Raw genomic sequence first — 17,409 nt, forward strand, 5'->3', positions numbered from 1 at the left:
GTGCATCCGCTGCGTCCCCTCATTCTCGCGGCGGCCGAGTCGCCGCGGTTGAAGCGCGCGCTCACCGGCATTCCGGTCACCGCCGATATCGTGCGGCGGTTCGTGGCGGGGGAGACCCGCGACGACCTGATCGAGGTGGCGCAGGCACTGCTGCACAGCGGGCGGATGGTCAGCGTGGACTTTCTCGGGGAGAACACCACCGACCGTGACCAGGCCGATGCCACAGTGGCCGAATACCTTTCGCTGATCAACGACCTTGCCGCGCTGGACCGTCCGGTGCTGCCGGAGATCGACGCCCCGCCCGTCGAGGTGTCGGTGAAGCTGTCCGCGCTCGGCCAGGCCTTGCCGGTGGACGGACCCGCGATCGCCACCGAGAACCTGCGCATCCTGTGCACCAAGGCGGCGCAGGCCGATGTATGGGTGACTGTCGACGCCGAAGACCACACCACGACCGATGCCACGCTGGCGACGGTTCGCGAGCTGCGCGGTGAATTCCCTTGGCTCGGTGCGGTTGTGCAGGCGTACCTGCATCGCGCCGAGGCGGACTGTCGCGAGCTGTCCGGGTCTGGATCGCGAATCCGGTTGTGCAAGGGCGCTTATCGCGAGCCGCACGAGGTCGCCTTCCAGCGCGCGTCCGAGGTGACCGACGCCTACCTGCGCTGCCTGGAGGTGCTGATGCACGGCGACGGCTACCCCATGGTGGCCTCGCACGACCCGGTGCCGATCATCGCCGCCGAGCAGCTCGTCCTCGAAACCGGCCGTGGCCCTGGTCGATTCGAGCATCAGATGCTGTACGGCATCCGCGACGCCGAGCAGCTGCGTTTGGCCGCGGCGGGCAAGGCGGTGCGCGTCTACGTGCCCTATGGCAGCCAGTGGTACGGCTATCTCACCCGGCGGCTGGCGGAGCGACCCGCCAATCTCATGTTCTTCCTGCGTGCTCTGGTCAGCAAGTCCTGAAAGTCCCTACACCAGCGGCTTTCCCAGTCGCATCCGCCTGCGCAGGTCGAACAGATAGATGTTCAACGGAAACATCCGCGCCTGCTTCGGCATCCGGGCGTGCACGACGGAGATACCGCGCAGCACCCGGTCGAATCGGCGCTGGTCCCGTTCGGTCCAGGTCATCCGCATCTCATCGCGCACATGCTGGGGCAGCAGTCCGGCGACGATGAATCGCTGAAACCGAGCGAAGGCGAATCGCACTGGGCGAGGCATCATTTCGAGGTCGATGATGCCGTCGAAGTACTCGCGCAGGGCGGGCTCGATCCGATACTGCGTGAGGTTCTCCTCCCACCACGGAAAGAACTCCGCGCGGTCGGCGGGCCACATCTCCTTGCGCATCTGCAATGTGGTGCCGAGCCGCGCGCTGTACTGGTAGAGCGCCTCGGCTGTCGCCGGATCCAGGGGTCCGTGCATGCGGGTGTAGAGGTCGTCGATGCCCCAGTAGATGGTGGCCGCCACCCACAGTTGCAGCTTCGGATCGAAGGCGTTGTATTTGACCGGGCTCCGCGGGCCGGAGTGGACCGGGCGGTGCGAGCGATTGACCGCCTCGCGATAGGCCGCGCGTTCGTCGTCGGAGCCCATCATGGCGACGGCGATGTAGGTCAGCGTGGTGCGCAACCGTTTGACCGGATGCAAGGTGACCTTGCCGCTGTCCACGGTGCTCTCCAGCACGCCGCGCCCGACCGGGCGCAGGCTCAGCTGCATGATCACATTGGCGGTGCCGCCGAGGAAGGCCGCGATGCCGTCCATGTACTGCTCGACGCTTTCCGGCGTGAGGGCTTCGACGGACGGCTCGGCCCGGTTCGGATCCGACTCGGACGCGACGGCGCGCAGCGGTGCGGTCATCGTTGACCTCGACTTTCTGTATCCGGAGCGGCCCGGACGATCGAACGGTGAGAAGGTTCTTGACTCACCTTCTCATCGCCTCAGTGCTGTGTCAATGATGCTCTGCAATGCTCCTTGTGTCATCGTTTCGGCGACCCGGATAGGCTGGCAAGCATGGCGAGGCTGAGCAGACTGCTGCCGTTGGTGCGCAGCACCGGTCCGGAAGACGGCAATCAGACGCGCGTGCTCGACGCCGCGCTGCTGGCGTTTCTGGACTTCGGCATCAAGCGCACCAGCATGGTCGAGGTGGCCCGGCGCTGCGGACTCTCGCTCGCCACGCTGTACCGGCGCTTCGCCAGCAAATCCGAGCTGATCGAGGCGGTCGGGCTGCGGCAGACCCGCGAGTTCGTCGAACAGGTCGACGCCGCGTTGCAGCGGCAGGTCGATCGGGACGCGAGTGCGCAGGAGCAGATCGTCGAGCTGTTCGCCGCGTTCATCACGGGGCTGCGGGACAACAAGCTCGTGCACCGGCTGCTGGCGACCGAGCCCGAGCTGGTGCTGCCGTATCTCACCATCAAGGGCGCGCCGGTGCTCGAGCTCGGCCGGGACTATCTGGCCGAGTTCATCGCCCGGCTGCAACAGGAGGGCAAGCTGCCCGCGTACGACCCGGCGCCGCTCGCGGAGATGATCGCGCGCACCGCGTTGTCGCTGGCGCTGACGCCGCAGACGGTCATTCCGCTCAGCGACGACGTGGCGATCCGGCAGTTCGCGCGCGATCACATCGTTGTGTCGTTCCGGGTGCCCTGACCGGGCCTTAGTGGCCGGTGAGGAGTTGCAGGCCGACCACCGGCAGCGCGGCGAGGATGTCGAGGGTCTGCTCGGTGGCCGTGCCGTGCGTATGCGCAGCGACCGCGAAGCCGGGGCCGTAGGAGGCTGAGGCGACGTCTTGTTCGCCGAAATCCGACCAGCCCCACTTGGTGCCGAGGACGAACGGCAAACGGGCGGTGCCCCAATCCTGTTCGGTGCCGTCGGTGGCGTTCTCGCCCGCGGCGGCCATCCATTCGAAGATCGGCGAGTTGGGGTCGGTGCGCATCTTGGCGTCGAGGAAGTCGGCCAGGTCCGCGGTGCTGGTGTAGGCGGCGCCCCAGCTGCCAGCGGAATGGGTGTCGGCCAAATGGTATTCCGCCGCAATGGATTTGAGCGCCTGCGGGTACTTGTTCTCCATCGTGGTCGCCGCGCCGTCGTCGGAGTAGCGGATCATTCGCTCGGCGAGGTCGCGGTCCGCGCGGGAGCCGTCGCCGTGGTGCAGCGCGTAGTCGGCGAGGTAGAGCTTGGTCAAGGACAGGCTGGTGCGTGACTCGTGTTCGTTCGGGGTGCTCCAGCGGGCGCCGAGGGTGGAGCGGATGGAGATGGCGGTGCGCGGCGGGACCACGTCGGAATCGAGTGGTTCCGCGCAGGCGGTCGGCGAGATGAGTGCGCAGTAGGTTGCCGCGGCGGCGAGCGCGACGGTCCGATAGCCCATCGTTTCCTCCTGGCTCGGCCCCCCGTGTGCCCTTCGAGATAACACCGCTCAGCAGCGGAAAGGTGCTCGCGACACGCGGTTGCTGACCGATTGCTCAGTCAAACGAGGCGCAGGCCGAGGCGGCGGCGGACGCGCAGGTCGAGCAGGTAGGCGTTGATCGGGAACAGGCGCGCCTGGCGAGGCAGCCAGGCCTGGGTGATGCCGAGCGTGCGCAGGATGCGGCGCAGGGCGCGGTCGTCGCGCGCGGTCCAGGCGAAGCCCATCAGCTCGCGGAGGTGCTCGGGGAGCAGACCCGCGACGACGAAGCGGTGCGGGCGACCGAAGACGAGCTGGACCGGGCGGGGCAGCATCTTCAGATCGATCAGGTCGTTGAAGTAGTCACGGATGGGCGGGTCGATCGTGGTGCTGGCCAGGTGCTCGTCCCAATACGCGGCGAAGGCCTGCCGGTCGACGGGCCACATGTCCTTGCGCACCTGCAGGGTGGTGCCGAGGCGGGCGCTGTATCGGTAGAAGGCGTCGGCGGTCGGCTCGTCCATCGGGCCGTGCATGCGCTCGTAGAGGTCCTTCGCGCCCCAGTAAAGGCAAGCGGCAACCCATAATTGGAGGTTCGGGTCGAACGCGTTGTAGTGCACCGGGCTCGACGCGGTCGAATGCACCGGGCGATGCGAGCGGTTGACGGCGTCGCGGTAGTCGGCGCGCTCCGCGTCCGTGCCGAGCATCGCGACGGCGAGATAGGTGACCGTGGTGCGCAATCGCTTGACAGGATGCAGCGTGACTTTGCCGCTGTCGACGGTGCTCTTCAGCACGCCGTAGCCGACGGGCAGGGCGCTGAGCTGCATGATGACGTTCGCCGCGCCGCCGAGCAGGCCCGCGATGCCGTCGATGAACTGGGTGATGTCGAGATCGTCGGGCGGCTCGGTCTCGTGCGTCGTTGCGCGAAGTGGCCTGGTCATCGTTGACCCCTGTCTCATTGAGAAGGCTATGCATAAACGGTCTCACCGCCTCATCGTGTGTGTCAACGGTCACATCGGAGGTTCATTCACCCGTGATCGGGTGAGGTATCGGGGGCGCGATGGGTGCGGCGAAGTAGTTTGGGCGCATGTCGTTCGGTCCGCCGTTGCTGCTCAGTTCCTTGAATCCGCTCGCCGTCGCAGGCGGTGCGGATATCCCCGATGCCGTCACCATCGACGGGGTCACGCTCTCGCGCAGCGATCTGCTCGGTGCCGCGACCTCCGTCGCCGAGCGGGTCGCCAGGGCGGGGCGGGTCGCGGTGCTGGCCAAGCCGACCGTGAGCACGGTGCTCGCGGTGGTCGGCTGCCTGATCGCCGGTGTGACCGTGGTTCCGGTGCCGCCGGATTCGGGCACCGCGGAACTCGCGCACATCCTGGCCGATTCCGGGGCGCAAGCCTGGCTCGGTGAGGCGCCGGAGGGTAGTGAGCTGCCGGTGGTTCCGGTGCGGGTGCATGCCAGGTCATGGCACACCTATCCCGAACCGGACGCTGCCACAACGGCTTTCGTGCTCTACACGTCCGGGACGACCGGATTGCCGAAAGGTGTTGTGCTGAACCGCGGTGCGATCGCCGCCGGGTTGGACGCGCTCGCCGACGCCTGGGCTTGGACCGCGAATGATGTTCTGGTGCACGGGCTTCCGCTTTTCCACGTGCACGGCCTGATTCTCGGCGTGCTCGGCCCGCTGCGGGTGGGTAGCCCGCTGGTGCACACCGGCAAGCCGACCCCGCAGGCGTATGCCGCCGCGCGCGGCACGCTGTACTTCGGGGTGCCGACCGTGTGGTCGCGGGTCGTCGAAGATCCCGAAGCCGCAAAGCAATTGGCCGATGCCAGGCTGCTCGTGTCCGGCAGCGCGCCGCTGCCCGTTCCGGTCTTCGAGCGGTTGCGTGAGCTCACCGGCCACGCGCCGATCGAGCGCTACGGCATGAGCGAAACCATGATCACCCTGTCCACCCGCGCCGACGGTGAACGCCGTCCAGGGTGGGTGGGCACGCCGGTGCGCGGCGTGCAGACCCGGCTGCGCGACGAATCCGGCGCCGACGTCGCGCACGACGGCGAAAGCATCGGCGGACTCCAGGTTTCCGGTCCGATGCTCTTCGACGGCTACCTCAACCGCCCGGAGGCCACGGCCGAAAGCTGGACCGAGGACGGCTGGTTCAAAACCGGCGACGTCGCCGCGATCGACGAGGACGGCTTCCACCGCATCGTCGGCCGCGAATCCGTCGACCTCATCAAATCCGGCGGCTACCGCATCGGCGCGGGCGAAGTGGAGACCGCGCTCCTCGGCCACCCCGCCGTCGCCGAGGCCGCCGTAGTAGGCCTCCCCGACCCCGACCTCGGCCAACGCATAGTCGCCTTCGTCGTATTACGCGGCACCCCACCAGCTTCCATCGAAAAAGACCTGATCACCCATGTGGCCGAACAACTCTCAACCCACAAACGCCCCCGCGAAATCCGCGCTGTCGACGCCCTGCCCCGCAACGCCATGGGCAAGGTTCAAAAGAAACGCCTCACCTAACCTGCGCCTGTCGGGCGCGAATCTGCCTGCCGCGCCTGAATCCGCTAGCGATTTCGTGCGCGGCGAGCCAGCTTGCGTGCGGTGGGGTTAGTCGTTGGCGTGCAGGGCGGCGTTGAGTTCGATGCCGGTTCCCTTGCGGGGGACAACCTCTACCGCGCCGGTGAGGGAGTTGCGGCGGAACAGGAGGTTGTTCTTGCCGCTGAATTCGGCGGCCTTGGCGACGGTGCCGTCGGGGGTGCTGACCTTGGTGCCCGCGGTGAGGTAGAGGCCCGCTTCGACGACGCAGTCGTCGCCGAGGGGGATGCCGACGCCCGCGTTGGCGCCGAGCAGCGAGCGCTCGCCGACGGAGATGACGGTGGTGCCGCCGCCGGAGAGGGTGCCCATGATGGAGGCGCCGCCGCCGACGTCGGAGCCGTCGCCGACCACGACACCGGCCGAGATGCGGCCCTCGACCATCGAGTTGCCGAGGGTGCCCGCGTTGAAGTTCACGAAGCCCTCGTGCATAACGGTGGTGCCGGAGGCGAGGTGCGCGCCGAGGCGAACCCGGTCGGCGTCGCCGATGCGCACACCGGACGGGATGACGTAGTCGACCATCCGCGGGAACTTGTCGATGCTGTACACGGTCACCGGACCGCGGGCGCGCAGCTTGGCGCGGGTGGTCTCGAAGCCCTCCACCGCCGCCGGGCCGTGGTTGGTCCACACCACATTGCTCAGCAGCCCGAACTGACCGTCCAGGTTCACCCCGTGCGGCCGGACCAGCCGATGCGAGAGCAGATGCAGCCGCAGGTAGACATCGTGCGCGTCGACCGGGGCGGCGGACAGGTCGGCGATCGTCGTGCGCACCGTGACCACCTCGACCCCCCGCGCCTCATCGAAGCCGAGCAGCGCCGCGTACTCCGCAGGCGCGTCATCGAGCCGCTTGGTCCCTGTCTCGGCGAACTCGCCCAGCTCCGGGCTCGGGTACCAGGTGTCCAGGACGGTTCCGTCCGCGGTCACATTGGCGATACCGACTGCTGCTGCTCCCTGAATGCTCACGTCACAAGAGGTTACCGACCCATCGTGACCAGTGGTGAGCCCGCTCCCCGCCGATGTGCCCCACCACACGGTCTGCAGATGTGCCGTGCAGTTATCTGTGTCGCGCACACGATATTGCTGACTGCTTGATGCGCGGCGGGCCAACGATGTGCGCGGCGGTGTTTCGACGGTCGTAGGGTGGGTGCGTGACCATCGACCTGCGTGCTGACCCGATTACGTTGACTGCTGCTCTTGTCGATATTCCGAGTGTTTCTCGGGACGAGGGGGCGATTACCGATCTCGTCGAGCGGGCGTTGCGGGAACAGACGAGCGGGTTCGAGGTGTTGCGGCACGGGAATGTGGTGCTGGCGCGGACGAATCGGGGGTTGCCGACACGGGTGGTGCTTGCCGGGCATCTGGATACCGTGCCGATCGCCGACAACGTGCCGGGGCATTTCACGGTGAACGCGGCGGGGGAGCGGGTGCTGTACGGGTGCGGGACGGTCGATATGAAGTCCGGCGATGCGGTGTTCCTGCACCTTGCCGCGACGGTCGCCGAACCGGTGCACGACCTGACGTTGATCTTCTACGACTGCGAGGAAATCGCGTCGGAGTTCAACGGCCTCGGCAGTATCGAACGCGACCTGCCGGAGTGGCTCGCGGGTGATCTGGCGGTACTCGGCGAACCGTCCGGCGGCTGGATCGAGGCGGGTTGCCAAGGGACACTGCGGGTTCGGTTGTCCACCGCCGGTGTTCGCTCGCATTCGGCGCGAGCCTGGTTGGGCGACAACGCGATTCACCGCCTGGCCCCGATCCTGCAGCGGCTGGCCGACTATCGGGCCCGCGAGGTCGACATCGACGGCTGCGGCTACCGCGAGGGGCTGTCCGCGGTGCGCGTCTCCGGTGGGGTGGCAGGCAATGTGGTGCCCGACGTCGGCGAGGTGGAGGTGAACTTCCGCTTCGCCCCGGATCGCACGGTCGAGCAGGCCACCGAACATGTCCGCGAGGTGTTCGCCGGCCTGGAGCTGACCTTCGAGGTGACCGACTCCGCACCCGGCGCATTGCCGGGCCTGACCGCCCCGGCCGCCAAGGACCTGGTCGCCTCGGTGAACGGCCACGGCGGCGGCGGAGTGCGCGCCAAGTACGGCTGGACCGACGTCTCCCGCTTCGCCGCCCGCGGCATCCCCGCCGTGAACTTCGGCCCCGGCGACCCCAACCTCGCCCACAAACGCGACGAACATGTCCCCGTCGACCAGATCACCGCCGTCACCGCGATGCTCCGCAACTACCTGACCGGCTCGGCCGCCTGAGGTCCGGGACTGATCGACTGATTTCGTGAACACATGGGTAACTCATCGGGTACGGGCTGACCCGTCCATCACATAACCACCGGTCGCCGACGCCACCGGTGTGGCACACAAATCTGGCCTGAATACGCGGAGAGGCGGATGAGCTAGCGTGGGTCGCATGTCCACCGACGCCGCTGACCGCGAGGTTGCCAACAAGCCGAAGTCGACAGCCAAGTTCCGCGGGCCCGTCATGTTCCGTCGCGACCGAATCGAAGGCACCGGCACTGCCGACCGGAACCTGCTGGATCGACGCGGCGACACCGATTGGGTACACACCGACCCGTGGCGCGTGCTGCGCATCCAAGCCGAGTTCGTCGAGGGTTTCGGCGCGCTCGCCGAGGTGCCGCGCGCGGTCACCGTCTTCGGTTCGGCACGCACCGGCGAGGACCATCCCGAGTATCAGGCGGGCCGGGCCATCGGCGCGGCGCTGGCCAAGGCCGGTTTCGCGGTGATCACCGGCGGCGGCCCCGGCGCGATGGAGGCCGCCAACCGCGGCGCGTGCGAGGCGGGCGGCTATTCGATCGGCCTCGGTATCGAGCTGCCGTTCGAGCAGAGCCTCAACGACTGGGTCGATCTCGGCATCAACTTCCGCTACTTCTTCGTCCGCAAGACGATGTTCGTGAAGTACTCGGAGGCGTTCATCTGCCTGCCCGGCGGCTTCGGCACCCTCGACGAACTGTTCGAGGCGCTCACCCTGGTGCAGACCCGCAAGATCACCCGCTTCCCGATCATCCTGTTCGGCAGCAGATATTGGTCCGGTCTGGTCGATTGGCTGCGTGATTCGCTCGGCGGCTCCGGCAAGATCTCACCCGGTGACCTCGGCCTGATCCATGTGACCGACAGCGTCGAGGAGGTCGTGCAGATCATCCTCGCCAACGCGGAGGCCGGCGTCGCGGAGGACGCGCTCGGCACGGAGGATCAGTGGTGACCGACCAGCCCTACGCCGTCTGTGTCTACTGTTCCGCAAGCACCGCCGATCCGGCCTACCTTGCGCTGGCCGCCCAGGTCGGCACCGAGATCGCCCGGCGCGGTTGGCAATTGGTGTCTGGCGGCGGCAACGTCTCGATGATGGGCGAGGTGGCGACTGCGGCGCGGGCCGGTGGCGCGAACACCATCGGGGTGATCCCGAAGCATCTGGTGCACCGCGAAGTCGCCGATGTCGATGCCGACGAGCTGATCGTCACCGACACCATGCGCCAGCGCAAACAGATCATGGAGGACCGCGCCGACGCCTTCCTCACCCTGCCCGGCGGCATCGGCACGCTCGAGGAGTTCTTCGAAACCTGGACCGGAGGCTATCTGGGACAGCACAATAAGCCCGTGGTGCTGTTGGACCCGGATGGCTTCTATCAAGGTCTGTTCCGGTGGCTCGACGAACTCCACGACCGTAAGTTCGTGCCCCAACCCGCCATGGACCGCATCACCGTGGTCACCGATCTTTCGTCCGCCTTCGCGGCATTGGAGGCGTGAGCAACACACCTTCCTGATGAGGAGCACGTAGCAGTGAGTTCAGACGGCCGCTCGACGGTGAGCTTATTCGACCTGGCCAAAAGCCTGCCCGCGATGGCGCTCGACGCACCGGGCATGCTGCGCAACGCGGTCGGCATGCTGGTGCGGCCGGACGACAAATCCTCTGTCGGGCTGTACTTTCAGCGCACCGCGCACCGCCATCCGGATCGCCCGTTCCTGCGCTTCGAGGGCACCGCCTACACCTACGGCGCGGCCAATGCCGAGGTGAACCGCTACGCAACGGTGCTGGCCGCGCGCGGCGTGCGGCGCGGCGATGTGGTCGGCGTGCTGATGACCAATCGGCCCGAAACCCTGTTCACCGTACTGGCTTCGGTGAAACTCGGCGCGACCGTCGGCCTGCTCAACCATCATCAGCGCGATCAGGTGCTCGCGCACAGCTTCGGCCTGCTGAACAGCGTGCTCAACGTGATCGGCGAGGAATGCGAGCAGGTGCTGGACTCGCTGCCCCAGCCGCTCGCGAATGTGTTGTCCGCCAACGATTTGCGGGCCGACGCTCAGCACGCGGACGCCAGCGACCCTGCGGTGTGCGCGCAGATCACCGCCAAGGAACGCGCCTTCCTGATTTTCACCTCCGGCACAACGGGTCTGCCGAAGGCAAGCGTGATGACGCACCTGCGCTGGACCAAGAGCATGGTCGGCCTCGGCGGTCTCGGAATTCGCCTGCGCGGCAACGACACCCTGTACTGCTGCCTGCCGCTCTACCACAACAACGCGCTGACCGTCGCGCTGTCGACGGTGCTGTGCTCCGGCTCAACCTTCGCGCTCGGCAGGCAGTTCTCGGTGTCCCGCTTCTGGGACGAGGTAATCCGTGAGGACGCAACGGCATTCATCTACATCGGTGAACTGTGCCGATACCTGCTCAACCAGCCCGTCAAGCCGACGGATCGGCAGCACAGGGTCCGGCTCGCCGTCGGCAACGGGCTGCGCCCGGAACTGTGGGACAAGTTCAAGCAGCGGTTCGGCATCAACCGGATCGTCGAGTTCTACGGTGCCAGCGAGGCCAATATCGCCTTCGTCAACGCGTTCAGCGTCGACCGCACCGCGGGCTTCGGGCCGCTGCCGTACGCGGTGGTCGACTACGACGAGGCGACCGGAAAAGCCAAGCGCGACAAGAACGGTCGGCTGCACCGGGTCGGCACCGGCGGCGTCGGGCTGTTGCTCGCCAAGGTCACAAGCAGCTCGCCGTTCGACGGCTACACCGATAAGGAGGCCTCCGAGGCGAAGCTGGTCCGCGACGGCTTCAAACGGGGCGACCTCTGGTTCGACACCGGCGATCTGGTTCGTAACCAGGGCTGGCATCACATCGCGTTCGTCGACCGGCTCGGCGACACCTTCCGCTGGAAGGGCGAGAACGTCGCGACCACCCAGGTCGAGGGCGCGCTGACGCAGTCGGACGAGATCTCGCAGGCGGTCGTCTACGGAGTAGATATCCCAGGCACCGACGGCAAGGCGGGCATGGCCGCGATCACGCTGCGCCCGGACACGGAGTTCGACGGCAAGGCGGTCGCGAAGCTGGCCTACGAGCAGCTGCCCGGCTACGCCGTCCCGCTGTTCATCCGCGTCGTCGGGGAACTGGAGCAGACCTCCACCTTCAAGAGCCGCAAGGTCGAACTCCGCAAACAGGGCTACACCCCCGACGGCGACGGCGCCCTCTACGTCCTCGCGGGCCGCGCCGACGGCTACATCCCGTCCAACGACGACTACCCCGCCGAGGTGGCCGCGGGCCGCGCCCCGAAGAACTAGCCCGCCACTGTCATGGCACCTAGGTCCGGCCTGATTGCCGGGGGAGGCGGGACCGCTAGCTACAGTCAAAGAATGTCTGGTACCACCGCAACGCCGCTTTCGACCTTGTGCGGCAAGCCGGTGGCGACCGATCGGGCGCTAGTGATGGCGATCGTCAATCGCACCCCCGATTCGTTCTATGACAAAGGCGCGACCTTCACCGACGCGGCGGCGATGGACGCAGTGGCCCGCGCGGTGGACGAGGGCGCGGATCTGGTCGATATCGGCGGGGTGAAGGCGGGGCCCGGCTCGCTGGTCGACGCTGCGGAGGAATCGCGGCGGGTGATCCCGTTCGTCGCGGCCATTCGCGCGAAGTACCCGGAGCTATTGATCAGCATTGATACCTGGCGTGCCGATGTCGCGCTTGCCGCGGTGCGGGCTGGCGCGGATCTGATCAATGACACCTGGTCGGGCGCCGATCCGGATCTGGTGCGGGTGGCTGCGGAAAACGGTGTCGGAATCGTGTGCAGTCACACCGGCGGTGCGGTCCCGCGCACCCGTCCGCACCGGGTCCGCTATGCCGACATCGTGGCCGAAGTGACCGATACCGTGGTGCGCGCCGCCGAAAACGCGGTCGCCGCCGGCGTGCGCGCGGATTCGATTTTGATCGATCCGACCCATGATTTCGGCAAGAACACTTATCACGGGCTCGAGTTGTTGCGCGGAGTGGACGTTCTTGTAAATACCGGGTGGCCTGTCCTGATGGCACTGAGCAACAAGGACTTTATCGGGGAGACTCTAGGTGTCGATCTTTCCGAACGGTTGGAGGGCACATTGGCAGCAACAGCATGGTCGGCCGCCGCCGGCGCCCGAGTCTTCCGAGTCCACGAAGTCGCCGCGACCCGGCGGGTGGTGGACATGATCGCCGCGATCCAAGGCATCCGGCCCCCAGCACGCACCCTGCGAGGTTTGGTATGAAATTCCACCACCCCCACAGCCGCGAAGACCGCCCCGCGTGGGCGACGACAAATACCTGGGACAGCCCCCACTGGTCGGTCGACGAACTCGTCGCCGCCAAAGAAGGCCGCACCGTTTCGGTGGTGTTGCCCGCGCTGAACGAAGAAAACACCGTCGCCGACGTGGTTGCCAGCATCATGCCGCTGCTCGGCACCCTGGTCGATGAGCTGGTCGTGCTCGATTCCGGCTCGACCGACGCCACCGCCGAACGGGCCCGTGCCGCGGGCGCCGAGGTGATCTCGCGCGAGCAGGCGGTGCCGGAGCTGGATCCGGTGCCTGGCAAGGGCGAGGTGCTGTGGCGCTCGCTCGCCGTCACCAGCGGCGATCTGATCGCCTTCGTCGACTCCGACCTCATCGACCCCGACCCCGAATTCGTGCCGAAACTGCTCGGCCCGCTGCTCACCGTGGACGAAATGCACCTGGTCAAGGCCTACTACCGCAGGCCGCTGCGGCAGGGCGGCGCGGTGGACGCGCACGGCGGCGGCCGGGTCACCGAACTCGTCGCCCGCCCGCTGCTCGCCGCGCTGCGGCCCGAGCTCTCCCAGGTGCTGCAACCGCTCGGCGGCGAATACGCGGGCACCCGCGAGCTGCTCACCTCGGTCCCGTTCGCGCCGGGTTACGGCGTGGAGATCGGGTTGCTGCTCGATACCTACGACCAGCTCGGCCTATCCGCGATCGGGCAGGTGAACCTGGGGGTGCGCACGCACCGCAACCGCCCGCTCGCCGATCTCGGCGTGATGAGCAGGCAGATCCTCGGCACCGTGCTCGGCCGAAGTGGCGTGCAGGACTCCGGCGCGGCGCTCACCCAGTTCCCGCTGGTCGGCGACGCGTTCACCGCGCAGAGCACCGAGGTGTCGCTGGCCGATCGGCCGCCGATGAATACGCTGCGCCCCGAGTGGGCGGCCGCCTGAGCAACCTCTGACACGCGAACCCGGGTGCCTACGGTGCCCGGGTTCGTTGCTGTTTGCCGAAAGCCATGGGCCGACAACCGATGATCACCGGTTGACGAGCATGTTTGCTAGATGGACGCTACAGTGTTTTCCAGGTCTTACGTTCGCATTCTGTACTCCGAGATGTTGCAGCCATCGCACGCTCATGAGCAGGAGATACGTCTATGACTATTGGTGAGCTACCCAAGCAGGACACGCGGCAGCCAGAGTTTGCCGGTCCCGACTACACGCTGGCGACGCTGCGGGTGAACGGTCACGTTTTCCCGGTCGCGCTGGAACCGAGGGTCAGCCTGCTCGACGCCCTTCGCGAATACCTACGGCTCACCGGCACCAAGAAGGGGTGCGACCAGGGCGCGTGCGGCGCGTGCACGGTATGGGTCGACGGTAAACGCGAATTGTCCTGCCTCACCTTGGCTTTGAGCGTCGAGGGGCGCGAGATCACCACGATCGAGGGTGTCGCGGCGGGGGAGGAGCTGCACCCGGTGCAGCGCGCGTTCATCAGCTGCGACGGCTTCCAATGCGGGTATTGCACACCGGGACAGATCATGTCGGCGATCAAATGCATCGAAGAGGGCCACACCGGCAGCGACGAAGAGATCGCCGAATGGATGAGCGGCAATATCTGCCGCTGCGCCGCCTACCAGAACATCAGGGACGCGATAAAGACCGCGCACGCGGAGATGGGTGAGACCCGATGAAGCCCATCGCCTTTGCCCGCGCCGAGACGGTCGACCAGGCGCTCGCCGCCGTGACCGCCCGCCCGAATACCGTATTCCTCGCTGGCGGTACCACTTTGGTGGACATGCTGCGCATCGGCGCGATGGAGCCGGACAACGTCGTCGACATCAATCGGCTACCACTCACCGACCTGGAGCACCGCCCGGACGGTGGCCTGCGGATCGGCGCGATGGTCCGGATGGGCGAGGTGGCCGCCGATCCCGGTGTGGTCGAACGCTTTCCGTTCCTGTCCATCGCGCTGTGGAAGGGCGCGTCCGCGCAGATCCGCAATATGGCCTCGATGGGCGGCAACCTGATGCAGCGGGTGCGCTGCCCGCAGTTCCGTGATGTCGCGTTCGCCTGCAACAAGCGTGCGCCGGGCAGCGGGTGCGACGCACGGGAGGGGTTGCATCGCGGCAATGCCGTATTGGGCACCAGTGAGCACTGTTTCGCCATGCACCCCTCCGATATGGCGATCCCGCTCATCGCACTAGACGCGGTAGTACACGTGCAGGGACCGCGCGGCACCCGTGCCATCGCCTTCGACGACTTCTTCCTATTACCGGGCGACACACCGCATCTGGAACATCCGATCACCGCCGATGAACTCATCGTGCGAATCGACGTGCCGCCGTTGCCGTTCGCGGCGAACTCGCACTATCTGAAGGTGCGTGACCGCGAATCCTATGAATTCGCCGCCGCTTCCGCCGCGGTGGCGCTGGAGCTGGCGGACGGGCAGGTGCGCGACGTGCGCATCGGCCTCGGCGGCGTGGCGACCAAGCCGTGGCGCGCCAAGATGGCCGAGGCGGTGCTGATCGGTAAGCCGGCGACGAAGGAGAACTTCGCGGCCGCGGCGGCCACCGAACTGGCGGCCGCCGACGGCAGCTATCCGATGAATCGGTTCAAAATCGAACTGGCACAACGCACCATGGTGCGCACCCTGGAGATCGTCACCGAACGGATCGCGCAGCGGGGAGGCCGGAAATGAGTGCACCTACCGCACCCAAGCTCGTCGGCCAGGGCCTCGACCGCATCGACGGCCACGCCAAAGTCACCGGGGCAGCGCGCTACACCGCCGAGATCCCGATGCCGAACGCGGCGTACGGGGTGCTCGTCGGCGCCGAGATCGGCAACGGCACCGTGACATCCATCGACGTCGACCAGGCGTTGCGCGCCGGTGCGGTCGCTGTGCTCACGCACGAGAACTTGCCGCGCGTCGCTTCGGTGCCGTTGCTGCCGTCGCTGTTCGGTCAGCCCGCGCCGGGGCAGAGCTTCTTTCCCATGCAGGACACCACGATTCACTACTTCGGTCAGCCGATCGCCGTCGTGGTCGCGGACACCTTCGAGGTCGCCCAGCAGGCCGCTCGCCTGGTCGAGGCCAGCTACGACAAGCAGCCCGCGCTGGTTCGCCTCGATGACGGACGCGACGAGCAGTACCTGCCCGACAGCATCTTCGCGGGCCAGATCCCCGCGTCCCAATCGCGCGGCGACTTCGCGAAGGCGAGCGCGGCCGCCGCGCACACCGTCGACGTGACGTTCCGCTTCGCCGCCAATCACCACAATCCGATCGAATGCTCGGTCACCGCCGCGATGTGGAACGGTGATTCGGTCACCGTCTACGACGCCACCCAGGGCATCGTGGCCAGCCAGCTGACCATCGCGGCCCACCTCGGCATCTCGCCGAGCAAGGTGCGGGTGGTCACCGACTACGTCGGCGGCGGGTTCGGCGCCAAAGCCATGATGTGGCCGCACGTTACGCTCGCCCCGCTGATCGCGCGGGAACTCGGCAGGCCGGTCCGGGTGATCCTGAATCGTGAACAGATGTTCTACGGCACCGGATTACGGGAAGAGCAGGAGCAGCGCGTCACCCTCGTCTGCGACGCCGACGGCCGGTTCACCGGGTTGCGGCACCATAAGCTCTCCGTCACTTCGCATTTCGACGACTGGGCCGAGCCGTCGTTGGAGGTGGCGAGCAAGGCGTACGGCATCCCCCACTGGGAGGGCCAGTATCGGCTGATCAAGGGCAATACGATGACGCCGACGTTCATGCGCGGGCCAGGCGAGGCCTCCGGCATGGTCGCGCTCGAATGCGCCATCGACGAACTCGCCGAACAGCTCGGCACCGACCCGGTGCAGCTGCGGCTGCGCAACCATGCCGCCGTCGACCCGGAGAGCGGAAACCCGTGGAGCTCAGACGGTTACCTCGACTGCCTGCGGCTGGCGGCCGAGCGCTTCGGCTGGGATGGCCGTATCCAGACCCCGGGATCACACACCGACGGCAACTGGCTCATCGGCTGGGGCGTCGGTACCGCCGGCTACCCGGTGTACGAGCCGGGCCAGCCGCAGCGAGCCCACGCCCGGCTGCGTTCGGACGGCTCGCTCGTCGTCCAGACCGGCACCCAGGAGTTCGGCACCGGGGTGGCGACCGCGATGTCGCAGGTCGCCTGCGACGCGATGGGCATGCCGTTCGACCGCATCCGCTTCGAGATCGGCAATACCGACTACCCGAATATCGCGGCCACCGTCGGATCGATCGGCGCGGCCGTCGTCAGCGCCGCGGTGCACACCACATGCGCCCAGCTGCTCGCCCAGCTCATCGAGATCGCGGTCGCCGATATCGAATCGCCGCTGCGCGGTCGCACGCCCGATGAGATCGAAGGCGTCGAGGGCATACTGCGGCTGATCGAAGATCCGTCGGTGCGGGACGCGTACGCGGATGTGCTGGAGCGGAACCATCTTTCGGATATCGAGACGACCGGCAGTTGGCGTCCTGCGACGACTCCGGCGCCGTACGGGAAGATGAGCTTCGGCGCCCAGTTCGCGGAGGTCGCCGTCGACCCGGAACTGGGGCTGATCCGGGTCCGCCGGATGGTCGGCGCCTTCGCGCCCGGCCGCGTGCTCAATGCCAAGCTGGCGCGCAGCCAGGTGCTCGGCGGCATGAATTGGGGTCTGTCCCAAGCACTGATGGAGGCCTCGCTGCCCGATACCCGCGACGGCCGCTGGGCCAATGCGTCTTTGCTGGAATACCTGCTGCCGGTCAACGCGGACGCCCCCGAGGTCGACATCTCGTTCGTCGCGGTCGATGACACCGTGGTTAACCCGTTGGGCGTCAAGGGAATCGGTGAACTCGGCATGATCGGTGCCGCCGCCGCCATCGTCAACGCGGTGCATCACGCCACCGGCCGCCGCTTCCGCGATATCCCGCTCCGCCTCGAACACCTGCTGTGACCTGGCGGG

Annotated in this window: 16 protein-coding genes; 12 read left to right on the top strand and 4 right to left on the bottom strand. The window is 67.2% G+C overall.

Annotation, left to right across the window (positions count from 1 at the left end; translation table 11 throughout):
- The gene (locus OG203_RS32600) at positions 1-957 is read left to right on the top strand and encodes a proline dehydrogenase family protein (protein ID WP_405161061.1); all 957 of its coding nucleotides are present in this window, start codon (positions 1-3) and stop codon (positions 955-957) included.
- Positions 958-963: 6 nt separating this feature from the next.
- On the opposite strand, the gene OG203_RS32605 is transcribed toward OG203_RS32600, so the two are convergent.
- Positions 964-1,845 (bottom strand): oxygenase MpaB family protein, encoded by an 882-nt coding sequence (locus OG203_RS32605; RefSeq protein ID WP_405161062.1) that lies wholly within the window; start codon positions 1,843-1,845, stop codon positions 964-966.
- A 153-nt stretch (positions 1,846-1,998) separates the two neighbouring features.
- Between OG203_RS32605 and OG203_RS32610 the strand changes: the two genes are divergently transcribed.
- Positions 1,999-2,631, top strand: coding sequence for a TetR/AcrR family transcriptional regulator (locus OG203_RS32610; protein ID WP_405161063.1), 633 nt, complete (start codon positions 1,999-2,001; stop codon positions 2,629-2,631).
- 7 nt (positions 2,632-2,638) lie between these two features.
- Here the strand turns inward: OG203_RS32610 and OG203_RS32615 are convergent, their stop codons facing one another.
- Both OG203_RS32615 and OG203_RS32620 read right to left on the bottom strand, forming a co-directional pair.
- Entirely contained in the window at positions 2,639-3,346 is a 708-nt protein-coding gene (locus tag OG203_RS32615; RefSeq protein WP_405161064.1) for a hypothetical protein, read from the bottom strand.
- A gap of 98 nt (positions 3,347-3,444) precedes the next feature.
- On the bottom strand, positions 3,445-4,299 hold the full coding sequence (locus tag OG203_RS32620) for an oxygenase MpaB family protein (protein WP_405161065.1): 855 nt from the start codon (positions 4,297-4,299) through the stop codon (positions 3,445-3,447).
- Between the two features lie 146 nt (positions 4,300-4,445).
- Here OG203_RS32620 and OG203_RS32625 point away from each other — a divergent pair, with 146 nt between their 5' ends.
- A complete protein-coding gene (locus tag OG203_RS32625; protein WP_405161066.1) occupies positions 4,446-5,873 on the top strand; it encodes an acyl-CoA synthetase in 1,428 nt (475 codons plus the stop codon).
- Positions 5,874-5,960: 87 nt separating this feature from the next.
- Here the strand turns inward: OG203_RS32625 and dapD are convergent, their stop codons facing one another.
- Positions 5,961-6,908, bottom strand: a complete 948-nt coding sequence (gene dapD / locus OG203_RS32630) for a 2,3,4,5-tetrahydropyridine-2,6-dicarboxylate N-succinyltransferase (protein WP_405161067.1) — start codon at positions 6,906-6,908, stop codon at positions 5,961-5,963.
- Between the two features lie 185 nt (positions 6,909-7,093).
- Between dapD and dapE the strand changes: the two genes are divergently transcribed.
- From dapE to OG203_RS32675, 9 genes are all read left to right on the top strand, one after another.
- On the top strand, positions 7,094-8,197 hold the full coding sequence (gene dapE / locus OG203_RS32635; protein ID WP_405161068.1) for a succinyl-diaminopimelate desuccinylase: 1,104 nt from the start codon (positions 7,094-7,096) through the stop codon (positions 8,195-8,197).
- Between the two features lie 157 nt (positions 8,198-8,354).
- Positions 8,355-9,164 (top strand): TIGR00730 family Rossman fold protein, encoded by an 810-nt coding sequence (locus tag OG203_RS32640; RefSeq protein ID WP_405161069.1) that lies wholly within the window; start codon positions 8,355-8,357, stop codon positions 9,162-9,164.
- Positions 9,158-9,706 carry a TIGR00730 family Rossman fold protein gene (locus OG203_RS32645; protein ID WP_405161070.1) on the top strand — a complete coding sequence of 183 codons (549 nt, stop codon included), beginning with the start codon at positions 9,158-9,160 and terminating at the stop codon, positions 9,704-9,706. The genes OG203_RS32640 and OG203_RS32645 overlap by 7 nt, the downstream gene beginning before the upstream one ends.
- A gap of 33 nt (positions 9,707-9,739) precedes the next feature.
- On the top strand, positions 9,740-11,509 hold the full coding sequence (locus OG203_RS32650; protein WP_405161071.1) for a long-chain-acyl-CoA synthetase: 1,770 nt from the start codon (positions 9,740-9,742) through the stop codon (positions 11,507-11,509).
- 72 nt (positions 11,510-11,581) lie between these two features.
- Positions 11,582-12,466, top strand: coding sequence for a dihydropteroate synthase (gene folP / locus OG203_RS32655; RefSeq protein WP_405161072.1), 885 nt, complete (start codon positions 11,582-11,584; stop codon positions 12,464-12,466).
- On the top strand, positions 12,463-13,416 hold the full coding sequence (locus OG203_RS32660) for a glucosyl-3-phosphoglycerate synthase (protein ID WP_405161073.1): 954 nt from the start codon (positions 12,463-12,465) through the stop codon (positions 13,414-13,416). Before folP ends, OG203_RS32660 begins: the two co-directional genes overlap by 4 nt.
- 203 nt (positions 13,417-13,619) lie before the next feature.
- Complete coding sequence (locus OG203_RS32665) at positions 13,620-14,153, top strand: (2Fe-2S)-binding protein (protein WP_405161074.1); 534 nt, start codon at positions 13,620-13,622, stop codon at positions 14,151-14,153.
- On the top strand, positions 14,150-15,160 hold the full coding sequence (locus OG203_RS32670; RefSeq protein WP_405161075.1) for an FAD binding domain-containing protein: 1,011 nt from the start codon (positions 14,150-14,152) through the stop codon (positions 15,158-15,160). Before OG203_RS32665 ends, OG203_RS32670 begins: the two co-directional genes overlap by 4 nt.
- Positions 15,157-17,400 carry a xanthine dehydrogenase family protein molybdopterin-binding subunit gene (locus tag OG203_RS32675; protein ID WP_405161076.1) on the top strand — a complete coding sequence of 748 codons (2,244 nt, stop codon included), beginning with the start codon at positions 15,157-15,159 and terminating at the stop codon, positions 17,398-17,400. Before OG203_RS32670 ends, OG203_RS32675 begins: the two co-directional genes overlap by 4 nt.
- Positions 17,401-17,409 lie beyond the last annotated feature (9 nt).

Origin of the sequence: Nocardia sp. NBC_01499, from assembly GCF_045040275.1 — a bacterium.
GTDB lineage: Bacteria > Actinomycetota > Actinomycetes > Mycobacteriales > Mycobacteriaceae > Nocardia.

Coding starts and splice junctions, on each gene's coding strand:
- OG203_RS32605 (WP_405161062.1), bottom strand. CDS start 1,845: ATGACCGCACCGCTGCGCGCCGTCGCGTCCGAGTCGGATCCGAACCGG.
- OG203_RS32610 (WP_405161063.1), top strand. CDS start 1,999: ATGGCGAGGCTGAGCAGACTGCTGCCGTTGGTGCGCAGCACCGGTCCG.
- OG203_RS32615 (WP_405161064.1), bottom strand. CDS start 3,346: ATGGGCTATCGGACCGTCGCGCTCGCCGCCGCGGCAACCTACTGCGCA.
- OG203_RS32620 (WP_405161065.1), bottom strand. CDS start 4,299: ATGACCAGGCCACTTCGCGCAACGACGCACGAGACCGAGCCGCCCGAC.
- OG203_RS32625 (WP_405161066.1), top strand. CDS start 4,446: ATGTCGTTCGGTCCGCCGTTGCTGCTCAGTTCCTTGAATCCGCTCGCC.
- OG203_RS32640 (WP_405161069.1), top strand. CDS start 8,355: ATGTCCACCGACGCCGCTGACCGCGAGGTTGCCAACAAGCCGAAGTCG.
- folP (WP_405161072.1), top strand. CDS start 11,582: ATGTCTGGTACCACCGCAACGCCGCTTTCGACCTTGTGCGGCAAGCCG.
- OG203_RS32660 (WP_405161073.1), top strand. CDS start 12,463: ATGAAATTCCACCACCCCCACAGCCGCGAAGACCGCCCCGCGTGGGCG.
- OG203_RS32665 (WP_405161074.1), top strand. CDS start 13,620: ATGACTATTGGTGAGCTACCCAAGCAGGACACGCGGCAGCCAGAGTTT.
- OG203_RS32670 (WP_405161075.1), top strand. CDS start 14,150: ATGAAGCCCATCGCCTTTGCCCGCGCCGAGACGGTCGACCAGGCGCTC.
- OG203_RS32675 (WP_405161076.1), top strand. CDS start 15,157: ATGAGTGCACCTACCGCACCCAAGCTCGTCGGCCAGGGCCTCGACCGC.